The sequence below is a fragment of the Vicinamibacterales bacterium genome (assembly GCA_036504215.1).
Lineage (GTDB): Bacteria > Acidobacteriota > Vicinamibacteria > Vicinamibacterales > Fen-181 > FEN-299.
In genome coordinates this window covers 50265-61819 of sequence record DASXVO010000061.1, presented here as the reverse complement: position 1 = coordinate 61819, position 11555 = coordinate 50265, and the positions used below count along the sequence as shown (strand labels likewise).

The following is an 11555-nucleotide window of genomic DNA, read 5'->3' as shown; positions in this document are numbered from 1 at the left end:
ATACGACACATACTTCGCCCACCCCTTGTCCGCCGCCACCTTCGTCAGCGCCGCCGTCAAGGTGGTCTTGCCGTGGTCGATGTGGCCAATCGTCCCAACGTTCACGTGCGGTTTCGAGCGGTCAAATTTTTCTTTCGCCATCGAAGTATGTCTCCGCTTATCTGCCCTGGATCCGTGCGACGACTTCCTCGCTCACGTTCTGGGGCGCCTGTTCGTAGCGTTCGAAGTGCATCGTGTAGGTGGCACGACCCTGGGTGCGCGACCGAAGGTCGGTGGCGTACCCGAACATCTCGGACAGTGGCACTCGCGCGTTGACGATCTGCGTGCCACCGCGCGCTTCCATTGACACGATCCGGCCGCGACGGGCACTGAGGTCGCCCATGATGTCGCCCATGTATTCCTCGGGCACCACCACCTCGACCTTCATCACGGGCTCGAGCAGCACCGGCCCCGCCTTCTTCGCGGCTTCCTTGAAGGCCATCGAGCCGGCAATCTTGAATGCGAGCTCCGACGAATCCACCTCGTGGTACGAGCCGTCGTACAGGGTCACGCCGACGTCATCGACGGGATAGCCGGCCAGCACGCCGGCGGACAGCGCCTCGCGGATGCCCTCTTCGACGGGCTTGATGTACTCGCGCGGGATCGCGCCGCCGACAATCGCGTTGACGAACTCGAAGCCCTCGCCGGGCTTGCGCGGCGTGAGGCGGATCTTCGCGTGGCCGTACTGCCCGCGGCCGCCCGTCTGGCGCACGTAGCGCCCTTCAGCCTGCGCCGGCTGCGTGAGCGTTTCCTTGTAGGCGACCTGCGGCCGGCCGACGCTCGCCTCGACGCCGAACTCGCGCTTCAGGCGATCGACGATGATCTCGAGGTGGAGCTCGCCCATGCCGCGGATGACGACCTGGCCCGTGTCGACGTCGGTCTGGACGCGGAAGGTCGGGTCCTCGGCCTGCAGCTTGCCGAGTCCCTGACCGAGCTTCTCCTGGTCGGCCTTGGTGCGCGGCTCGATCGCCAGCGTGATGACCGGCTCGGGGAAGACCATCGACTCGAGCACGACCGGCTTCTTCTCGTCGCAGATCGTGTCGCCCGTCGTCACGCTCCGGAGACCCACGGCGGCGGCGATGTCGCCCGCGTAGACCTCCTTGATCTCCTCGCGCTTGTTCGCGTGCATCTTGAGGAGGCGGCCAACACGCTCGGTCTTGCCCTTCGTCGCGTTGTAGACCATCGAGCCGGACGACATCACGCCGGAGTACACCCGGATGAACGCCAACTGGCCGACGAACGGGTCGGTCATGATCTTGAACGCCAGCGCGGAGAACGGCGCCGAGTCGTCGGCCGGACGCTCCACCTGGACTTCCTCGGTCTTGCGCGGGTCGAGGCCAATCACCGCGGGAATGTCGAGCGGCGACGGGAGGAAGTCGACGACCGCGTCGAGCAGCGGCTGCACGCCCTTGTTCTTGAAGGCGGAACCACAGATGACCGGCACGAACGGGCGCTTCTCGTGGCGGACCGACCGGGTGGAACGCGTGCGGATGGCCGCGCGAATCTCATCCTCGCTGATCGGCTCGCCGGCCACGTATTTCTCGAGCAGCGCGTCGTCGGTCTCGGTGGCTTTCTCGATGAGGATTTCGCGGTAGTGCTTGGCTTCGTCGAGCAGATCGGCGGGGATGTCGTCGACGAGGTACTCGGCGCCGAGCGTCTCGTCCTTGTAGCGGATGGCCCGCATGCCGATGAGGTCGATGACGCCGGCGAAGTGTTCCTCTGAGCCGATCGGGAGCTGAACCGCGACCGGGTTCGCCTGCAGCTTGCGCTCGATCTGCTCCAGCGTGGCACGGAAGTCGGCGCCAACGCGGTCCATCTTGTTGACGAAGCAGAGGCGCGGGACCCGGTACTTGTCGGCCTGGCGCCAGACCGTTTCCGACTGCGGCTCAACGCCCGAGACCGCGTCGAACACAGCCACCGCACCGTCGAGCACGCGCAGCGACCGCTCGACTTCCGCCGTGAAGTCCACGTGGCCGGGCGTGTCGATGATGTTGATGCGGTGATCGCGCCACAGGCAGGTAGTGGCGGCAGAGGTAATCGTGATGCCGCGTTCCTGCTCCTGCTCCATCCAGTCCATGACGGCCGTGCCCTCGTGGACCTCACCAATCTTGTACGTAATCCCGGTGTAGAACAGGATCCGTTCCGTGGTGGTGGTCTTACCGGCATCGATGTGCGCCATGATGCCGATATTCCGAGTGCGATCGAGCGGGACTGAACGAGGCATCGGCAGTACTACCAGCGATAGTGCGCGAACGCCTTGTTGGCTTCGGCCATGCGGTGCGTGTCCTCACGCTTCTTCACGGCGCCGCCGCGAAGATTGGCCGCATCCATGAACTCGTTGGCCAGTTTCTCTTCCATCGTCTTGCCGTCGCCACGCGACCGGGCGTAGCCGACGAGCCAGCGAATGCTGAGCGACAGGCGGCGATTCGGGTTGACCTCGATCGGCACCTGGTAGTTCGAGCCGCCCACGCGGCGGGACTTGACCTCGAGCGTCGGCTTGACGTTGTCGACCGCCTTCTTGAACACCTTGAGCGGGTCGTCGCCGGTCCGCTCCTTGATGATGTCGAAGCTGCGGTACAGGATCTGCTCCGCCGTGCTCCGCTTGCCGGCGTTCATCACGGTGTTGACGAACTTCGTCACCAGCGCGCTGCTGTAGACCGGATCAGGCGCAATTTCCCGCTTGGCAATCTCTCGTCTGCGTGGCATATGGCTCTCTTACGCTAGTCAGAATCGTGGCCGCGGTCCACGTAGGGGCGACCCTCGTGGTCGCCCGTTCGGCGGCGGTGACACCCATCGGCGTCGCCGGCACCGGGCCTGCCCCTTCTACGCCTTCGGCCGCTTGGCGCCGTACTTCGACCGGCCCTGCTTGCGGCCCTGCACGCCGACCGCGTCGAGCGTTCCGCGCACCACGTGGTAGCGCACGCCCGGGAGGTCCTTGACGCGTCCGCCGCGGATGAGCACCAGCGAGTGCTCCTGCAGGTTGTGCCCGACACCAGGGATATAGGTCGTGACCTCGATCCCGTTGGTGAGCCGGACGCGGGCGACCTTGCGGAGGGCCGAATTCGGCTTCTTGGGCGTCTGGGTGAACACGCGCACGCACACACCGCGCTTCTGCGGGTTGTCCTGCAGGGCGGGGCTCTTGGTCTTGACCGCGATATTCGCGCGGCCTTTGCGAACCAGCTGGCTAATAGTCGGCACGGTCACTCCGTCCTCGGGAAACGCTGCCGCCGCTCGCGGCTGGCGAACACAATGGTTCGCGGCTCCCCCAACGAGAACGGCCGTCCGCCGGCGCCCGCGACGCGAGCTTCGGCGAGACTGGCCTTACGTTGTCCCAGGCCTAGAAGCGGCTGCCGGCATTCTCTGGCCGGCGCTTGGCACCCGGAACGGTTACCCTATAGGAAATTGTTGTAACGCCGCAGGCCTTGGCATCGTCACGAAAACGAGCAAAACCTCGAAAGGAAGGGGTGCCGGACACCGCGACGTTCGTGTCCTGGCCGCCCGCTTCGCGCGGTCCAGACGCTAGATAGGGTTTCCTAGCGCCGGAGAACCTGACGAATATAGCACGGTCATTCGCGCAATGCAAGAGACTCGCCCGAATCGGCGCGTCCCGGAGGGCTCAGGTCCCTCGAAGGCGCCCGGGTCTGGCGCCTTCGTCTCTACTGCCGTCCGCCGCCGGCGAGCTTCCGTTCCGCCAGTTCCTTGATTGAGGGCCCTTCCTCGGTGAGCAGCGCGTCCGCGTCGGTCGCGGCTGCACGCCAGGCCCTTTCGGCCTCGGCCGCCTGGCCGAGCGCCTCGTGGCACAGCCCCAGCAGGTACTGGACGGTCCCGTTCGACACGCCGGGACCAGCCGTCAGGTGGACCTTCTCGAGCTCGGCCCGCGCGGCAGTCCAGTTCCCCAGCCGCATCAGCGCAACCGCGAGGTTCAGGCGCGTCACCGGTTCGGCGGCGAGATCGCCGCCACCGGGCGCCAACTGGGCACGCAGCGAGAGTGCCAGCGCGTTGAACGCCAGCGACTGGTCGTTCATCGCCACCAGCCGCGGCGCGAGCATCACCATCAACTCCCCCTGCTTGGGTGCGCCAGCCCGGTCCTTCCCGGTGATGGCCAGCTTGTCGTTGGCCTTGCGCTGCGTGACCATCGTGTTGAAGGAGGTGCCGTCGGTCACGGGCTGATCGCCCATCCCGGTGATGACGTCGCCCGCCACGAAGCCGGCCGCTGCGGCCACTGTGTTCTCGACACCGACCACCACTCCGCCGGTGACGTCGAGCACATCGACGACGGTGAGGCCCGACGTTGGACGATACATGCCGGGCAGCGTATCGAGGCGCGTGACGGCCGCACCAGTCGACGCCGGCTCGTCGAGCGTCAGTTCGAACACGTCGGGCTCGGCGCTCTCACTGGACAGCACCGTCAGGAAGAAGTCGTTCCGGTCACCGCCAGGGCGTGCCGTCAGCTCCGCGAGCCCCTGCACCTCGAGCGTCTTGGCGAGCCTCCTCGAGATTTCGAGCCGCGCCGACGGCGTGATGGCGGCAGCCGCGGGCCGAATCGGACGACGCCACCGGTCGAAGGCCAGCCAGCCCGGCGACAGCGACTCGGCGCGCATGGCCTGCTGCACCTTGTCCGCGGGCGGGGCGAAGAAGGTCATCGACTTCGCACCGGTCAACGCGCGCTCGACGTCCAGCCGAAGGTCCGTGCCCCGGTAGCCCTCTGGCAGGCCGGTCACCGACAGGAGCGCCACCGCCGGCTTGATCACCCCCTGTACCGTCAGCTTGTCGCCCGTCTTCGTGGTCACGCGCTCGACGTAGCGCCCCCAGGGCGATCGCAGTTCGACGACGTGGCTTCCCTCGCACACGTCGTCCAGCGAGAGCGGCACGGTGCCTTTGGGCGCGCCATCGAGCAGCGCCGTCACGCCGCTCGCCTTCGAGTCGAGATAGATCGACGCGATCGCCCGCTCGATCTTGACCGGATCGAGGCGGAAGTCGGCGGGCTTGTCGATGACCACCCGGCGCTCGGCCTTCGTGTGGCACTCCCGCTGGAACTCGATCATGTGCGTGCCCTGACCGAGGTCATCGAGGATGAGCGGTTTGGATACGTCGCTCGCCGGCACCCCCAGTTTGGCCACCGATTCGACCCACTGTGGAGGCTGGGGACCGGCCTCGGTACGGCCGCGCGACACGCCATCGACCAGCACGTCCACTCCCGGTGGCGACGTGACGAGCGCGAGCGACGCGGAGATCCGCTCGAGCGCCAGCACCACCTCGGTCGTGGCGTTCGGTGCCACCGTGAACGACTGCGCGGCGGAACGGCATCCGGCGCGCTTGCCGCTCAACGTATGCGTGCCGGCGACGATCGGAATCGAACCTGGCGCCGCGGTGAACGGCGCCCCGTCGAGCGCCAATTCGGCGTCGACGGGCGTGAGGTTGAGCACGATCTTCCCCACCGTCGTCTTCTGGATCTCATCGAACACCGCACGCACGCGCGACGACACCTGCGTCGTCAGCGTGTAGCCCGGGGACAGCTTGAACAGCGCGCGGAAGTCCGACCGGGCCCCCTCCGCGTTGCCGAGGAAGAACCGCGCCCGCGCCCGAAGCTCGAGCGCGATCGTCAGGACCTTCACGATGGCTGCGTCCTTGCCCGACTGCGGTTCGAGAGCGGTCACGAGCGTGTCGAGCGCCGCCGCAGCACCCTCGTAGTTCGTGGCGTCGAACAGACGCTTGGCATCGGCTAACTGCGATTCGGGCGTGGCCACCTGCGCCGCGGACCACGAAGCCGTCCCCAGGACCGCCAGGACCATCGTCACCAGAACGGCTCGATGTCGAAGGGGCATCATTGGTACACCTGAATCTTCTCGGCGTCGTCGTCGTAGATATACAAACGCGCCGCGCCATCGAGGCCGAAGCACTTCGCCTTGCGGAAGTTGCCCGGCATCTTCGCCGGCACGCTGAACGAGGACAGCAGTCTCGGCTGCAACTGGTTCGTGAAGACGAAGACCTGGCCGCGATCGAGCACGTAGACGTGGCCGAAGGCGTCGACGGACACGTCGAGCGGCCGGTCGAATGTGTAGCCCTGCCCGCGCGCCGGGATCTTCACCCGCAGCCGCCCGTCGGCCTCCAGGATCGCCACACTGTCGTCCTGATCGAGTGCGATCACGCGATCGGTGTCGTCGATCACCATCCGGGCGGGCAGGAGGGTGGCGTACGACCCGAGGTAGCGTCCGCCCGCCGCGAATCGCACGATCGTCTTCGCGTTCTTGTCCGCGACCAGCAGGTCGCCGAGCGACGTCTGGACGCCGGCCGGAATCTCGTCGAACGCACGCAGCGAGCCGTCGGGCTTGGGAACGGCCAGCAGGACCGACGCTCCGCCCGGCATCAGCACGCCGCCGCGGTGAAACACGACCGGTCGGCCGGCCCGGTCGAACGTCACGCCACGGCACTCGTTCGCCGATATGAGCGGCAGCGGTTTGCCCAGCGGGTCGAACGGGATGATCGCGCTCCGGGTGGCCGCCAGGACCGTGCCATGCGGGTCGACGGCCAGCATCTCGATGTCCTTGATCTTACCGGCCGTGCCGGCGATTGCGCGGCCCGAATACGCATACGGCGGCTGCGACGGCGCGCGCAGGTACAGGCGATAGAGAATGGTGTTCCAGGAGACGGCGGTGACGGCCTCCGGGGTGGCGCCGAAGCGCTGCCGCACACGCTGCAGCAGTTCCATCGCACGGAGGGGCTTGCCCGTGATCACGAGGCACCGCGCCTCGCCGAGCAGCGCGCGCGGGGCCCACGCCGACTGTGGGTAGTCGGTGGACACCTGGCGATAGCGGAGGGCGGCCTCGTCCTCGCGATGAACCAGGCGCAGCGCCTCGGCAGCCTGGTAGACAGCCGCCGGCACCGCATCCGCCCCCGGGAACAGCCGCGACACGCGCTCGTAACTCGCCAGCGCCGTCTCGACCTCCGCCGGAGTCCGCCCCTTGGCGATCACGACGCGCCCGGCCATCACGAGGGCCATTGGCGCGCTCTCCGACGTCGCGTACTTCTTCTGGATCGTGTCGATGGCCACCTGCGCCGCCGCCACGTCACCGGCGGTATCGAGCTGGTAGGTGGCGATCTGCAGCAGCGCAGCGGACGCGACGCGGCTGTTCGGGTACGCGTCCACCACCGACTGGAAGTCCTTGAGCGCCTCGGCAAACTTCTGATCTCGCAGGAAGGCGAGGCCGCTCTCGTACTGCCGACGTGCGAACTCCTCGTCCTGTGCCCAGCCAACGCCGCCCAGCACGGCCAGCGCCAACCCGGCAATCGCGATCACCCTTCGTGCGCTGTTCATGTCCTGCTCACTGTATCCTGACTGCCTGCTTCTGCCCTGCCGCAATCCTGAACGACGCGCGTCGCGTCTGGCCATCGGGGCACGACATCTGCGCCGTGTAGCCCCCCTCGGCCAACTGCACCGTGACAGGCGGCTCGCCGAGGTCGCGACCCGAGATGATCACCCGGCACGTCTCGAACGGCGAGCGCAGATCGAGCGTACCGAGACCCGGCGCCTCGACGTTCACCGGTCGGCCGCTGCCATCCACCGTCACGGCCTTATCGAGGAAGTGATCCTGGTTCACCAGCCGCAGCGTGCGCCGGCCGGCCACCGAGAACTGGTGAGCATCGGAAGACGCCGACACCGTTCGTCCCCGCTCGTCCACCACCTCGAACGGGTAGCTTCCCCGCGCGATCACGGTCGTCCTCGACTCGGCGGGCGGGTTCTGGGGTGTCTGGACCGGCTGACGCGCCGGCTCCGCGGCGACTCTTCGGTACCATCGCCCGGCGCGTACGTCGGCAGCGGTCACGCGGTCTTCCACGAGCGGCTTCCCGGCGCGCGCGAGACGTATCGTCGGCAGCCGGCCAGGACCCACGGTGATTTCAGCCGGCGTCACCCGACCCGTGTCGACGTTGTCCACCACGATGCTGACGCCCGCTGGTTCGGATTCGATCTTCAGCGCGACCTGCGCGGCTGCGACCGTCGACTTCTCACCGGCGTCCGAAGTGGATGGACCGCGCCCGAAGACGAGGTACCCGCCGGCCGCGGCGAGCACCAGCAGCACGGCGAGGACCGGCACGAGCCATGTCCGCCCACCGGTCTTCGGCAGGATCTCGGCCGCGGGCTCAGGCATCGGGAGGCTGGCAGTCCGCGAGACCACGAACTGGCCGGCCGGCTGATTCGCGGAGATGTCGCCGGACTTCGGCTTCTGGTCGGACAGCATCGTCTCGGCGAAATCCACCTCCGCCGCAATCGCGTCGGTGGAAGCCGCGATCGCCGACCGCACGAGGCGCAGGTCGGCCCCGAAATCCGCCGCGTGGCGGTACCGCTTCTCACGGTCCTTCTGGAGCGCCTTGGCCAGCGCCGCAATCAACGGCCTTGGAATCTCGGGCGAGAGGTCCTGCAGCGGTGCCGGCTCGTCGTCCATGATCCGCGCGAGCACGGCGGTGGGCGAATCGCCCGCGAACGGCTTCTTGCCTGTGAGCAACTCGTAGAGCACCACGCCCGCGGAGAAGACGTCGGCGCGGCCATCCACTTCGCCGCCGGTCACCTGCTCGGGCGACATGTAGGAAATGCTGCCGAACACCGATCCCTGCTTCGTCATCGTGGACGAGGCGAACTTGGCGATGCCGAAGTCGAGGAGTTTGACCGAACCGTCGGGCACCAGCCAGATGTTGGCCGGCTTCACATCGCGATGGATGACACCCTGCTCGTGAGCGAAGTGCAGGCCGGTACACAACTCGGCGATGACCTCGATCTTCTCTTCGAGCGTGAGCGGCGGCTCCGTGCGCATGCGTTTGGACAGATCCTGGCCGCGCAGGAACTCCATCACGATGAACGGCGTTTCGTCTTCCTCGCCGAACTCGAAGATCGTGACGATGTTCCGGTGCTGGAGCTTGGCAGCCGCGCGGGCCTCGCGATAGAAACGCGGCCGCGACGTCTCGTCCGCAGCGAAATCGGAGGACATCACCTTGATGGCCACCTCGCGATCGAGAATCGTATCGCGTCCGCGGTAGACGGCACCCATGCCGCCGCGGCCCACGCGCTCGATGATTTCGTAGCGGCCGATTTTCGAGGGGTTCGTCACCTGGCCCTGCTTTCCCTGGTGCCCACGTCAGGCCGCTGACCGAGTACGGCCTCCATCCTGCCCCCTATCCGGCGGTCACCGCGAACGACGCAGCCATGTGCGAGAACAGCGGGTCGTACGCGGCAAACTGCGCCGCGGCGCTCACGCACGTGATGCGATACAACTGCTTCCCGACCGGAATCGAGTACTGGCGAACGCGCTCGAGGCCAAGCACTCCCGGCCGCGTGAACTGCACCGCCACGAGCCGGCGCTCGCCCGAGTCCATGACCTTTGCCAGGAAGTCGGTGGCCTTCGGATGACGCTCCTTGATGGCGTCGGTTTCAATCTGGGCGAAGAGGTCCGTGATGTCCGCAGCTTCGAGTGCCTGCCGCATGGTGGAGCGCTCGATGGCCACCACCGCGTCTCCCTTTCGGCTGGCGACCATCAGCACGGTTGCTCCACCGGTCGGTAGAGCCATCCAGTCCTTTTTCGGCACATCGATCTGCAGACTTGCGTCCGGCGCCTTCTGCGTCTGGAACGGCGTCTTGGTGGTCCGGGCCATCCACGCGTCGGGGGCTGGCTTGGCGGCCGGCGCCGGCGTCTGAGCGACCACCAGCGTCCCGGCCAGCATCACGGTACCGCAAAGAGCTGCAATCGTCCTGAGCATGAATGCCCCCATCAACAGGAGTCAGAAGCCAGAAGTCAGGAGCCAGAATCCTGCTACGCCCCGCCCGATTTGAGCGCCGCGATTCGCTCCCTGGCGGTCTTCGCGTTCGGGCTGTCCGGGGGCAGCAACTGAATCGCCTTCTCGTACATCCCGACCGCGTCGGACACCCGGCCGAGCGCGTCGTACTGCTTGGCGCGCTTGAACGCATCCTCGCCTTCAACGGCCATCCGAGCGCGCACACGCTTGATGCCGTCCGCCGCCGCGCTCACGTTCGGGTCGAGTTGCTGCGCCTTCTCGAACTGCTTCAGCGCACCAGAGTTATCGCCGCTGGCCTCGGCCCGGTTCCCGGCATCGACGGCCAACTGCGCCGCGTTGCGGATTCCCGCCCGCGCGGTGTCCAGCATGCCGGCCGCATCCATGTACTTCGGGTCGATCTTGACAATCGTCTCGAGCGCGCCAATGGCCGGCGCATACTCGCCCTTGATCATCGACGCCTTGGCCTGCGCGTAGAGGCCAGGGAGGTCGCGCGCCCGGATCTTCGGATCAACCGCCGGCTCGGCCGGCTTCCGGGCGCCGGGCGCGGTGGTTGGAGGTGTTGCCGGTTTCCTCGCCGGCTTGTCCCCGGCGCCGGCTGGTGCGGGCGGCTTCTCGACCGCCGATTGCACGGGCGGCGTCTGCGGCGCGGGCTGTTGTCCTGCTGCCGGCGCAGCCTCCGGCGGCTTCTGGGCGGTTGGCTCAGGAGCGCCCGGCGCCTTCTGCTCGACCGGCGCGGGCCCCGTCTCTGTCGGTTTTGCCGGGAGCGGCCAGAAGTACATCACACCCGCGACGACGGCCAGCGCGAGCACCGTGAACCCGCCGAACAACACGACTTTGGGCACTCCCCTGCCGGCGGCCTTGGGCTTCGGTGCGGGGGCCGCAGGCTTTGGCGCCGGCGCTGCAGGCTTCGCCGCGGAAGCCGCAGGCGTGGCCGGCGGCGCGGGCTTGGCTGCCACGGATGGGGCAGGTGGCGGCGTCGGCGCGGGCGCCGGTTTCTGAGCCGGAGGCGGCGGCACGGGCTTCGAAGGCGGAGCTTCCACCTTGGGCGGTGCAAGCGGCTCGGCCGCTGGGCTTGGCGGCGGAGGCGCGGGCGCCGACTTCACTGGGGCAGGCTCAGCTTTCGGCGCTGCGGACGGCGCGGGAGCGGAGACGACGGGCGGCTTCTCCGCCGCTGGCTTCACCGGCGGCTCGGGCGGCTTGGGCGCCGCGGGCGGGGGAAGCGGCGCCTTTGCGACGATCAGGGTCGCCGCGGATGCGGGCGGCTCGGGCGGTGTGACGACCCGGCCGGGCGAGATCGCCGTGGCCGCGGAGGCCGCGTCCGGCATTTTCCGGGGTGGCCCGGGCCTGACGATGGTGGCTTCGCCCGCGTCGGACGCTTCCGGTACCGGGTCGGGAACGAGCACCAGCCGAAAGGTGCCGAGGATCACCGGCACGCCTGGCTCGAGCAGGGCCTGCTGCACGCGTCGTCCCGCCACCCACGTCCCGTTCTGGCTGTTCAGATCGACGATGACGTAGCGGCCCTGTTCGAAACGCAACTCGGCGTGGAAGCGGGAAACGGACTTCGCTGGATCCGGCAGCGCAATCTCATTCTGATCGCCGCGACCAATCCGCGCACTCCCCTGCCCAAGCTCCACCTCCCGATCGAACGTCTCTCCGCGATAGATCGCCAGTCTGGGCACGGTACCTTCCCTCGCGTCAATGGCGGCCGGCAGGCCGGCCGAACGAGTTGCAGC

At 67.8% G+C, this 11555-nt stretch carries 9 protein-coding genes; all 9 read right to left on the bottom strand.

The features are described from left to right. A partial coding sequence (locus VGK32_18770; protein HEY3383810.1) for a GTP-binding protein occupies positions 1-141 on the bottom strand: 141 nt, incomplete at its 3' end. 16 nt (positions 142-157) lie between these two features. Beyond that, a complete protein-coding gene (gene fusA, locus VGK32_18765) occupies positions 158-2263 on the bottom strand; it encodes an elongation factor G (protein ID HEY3383809.1) in 2106 nt (701 codons plus the stop codon). Between the two features lie 8 nt (positions 2264-2271). Further along, positions 2272-2745, bottom strand: a complete 474-nt coding sequence (gene rpsG, locus VGK32_18760) for a 30S ribosomal protein S7 (protein HEY3383808.1) — start codon at positions 2743-2745, stop codon at positions 2272-2274. 117 nt (positions 2746-2862) lie between these two features. After that, positions 2863-3237 carry a 30S ribosomal protein S12 gene (gene rpsL / locus VGK32_18755; GenBank protein HEY3383807.1) on the bottom strand — a complete coding sequence of 125 codons (375 nt, stop codon included), beginning with the start codon at positions 3235-3237 and terminating at the stop codon, positions 2863-2865. Between the two features lie 458 nt (positions 3238-3695). Beyond that, a complete protein-coding gene (locus tag VGK32_18750) occupies positions 3696-5867 on the bottom strand; it encodes a hypothetical protein (GenBank protein HEY3383806.1) in 2172 nt (723 codons plus the stop codon). Continuing rightward, on the bottom strand, positions 5864-7354 hold the full coding sequence (locus VGK32_18745; GenBank protein HEY3383805.1) for a tetratricopeptide repeat protein: 1491 nt from the start codon (positions 7352-7354) through the stop codon (positions 5864-5866). The genes VGK32_18750 and VGK32_18745 overlap by 4 nt, the downstream gene beginning before the upstream one ends. A gap of 7 nt (positions 7355-7361) precedes the next feature. Further along, complete coding sequence (locus tag VGK32_18740) at positions 7362-9140, bottom strand: serine/threonine-protein kinase (GenBank protein HEY3383804.1); 1779 nt, start codon at positions 9138-9140, stop codon at positions 7362-7364. Positions 9141-9204: 64 nt separating this feature from the next. Beyond that, complete coding sequence (locus VGK32_18735) at positions 9205-9786, bottom strand: hypothetical protein (GenBank protein ID HEY3383803.1); 582 nt, start codon at positions 9784-9786, stop codon at positions 9205-9207. A gap of 53 nt (positions 9787-9839) precedes the next feature. Next, positions 9840-11501, bottom strand: a complete 1662-nt coding sequence (locus tag VGK32_18730; protein HEY3383802.1) for an FHA domain-containing protein — start codon at positions 11499-11501, stop codon at positions 9840-9842. Positions 11502-11555: the final 54 nt, after the last annotated feature.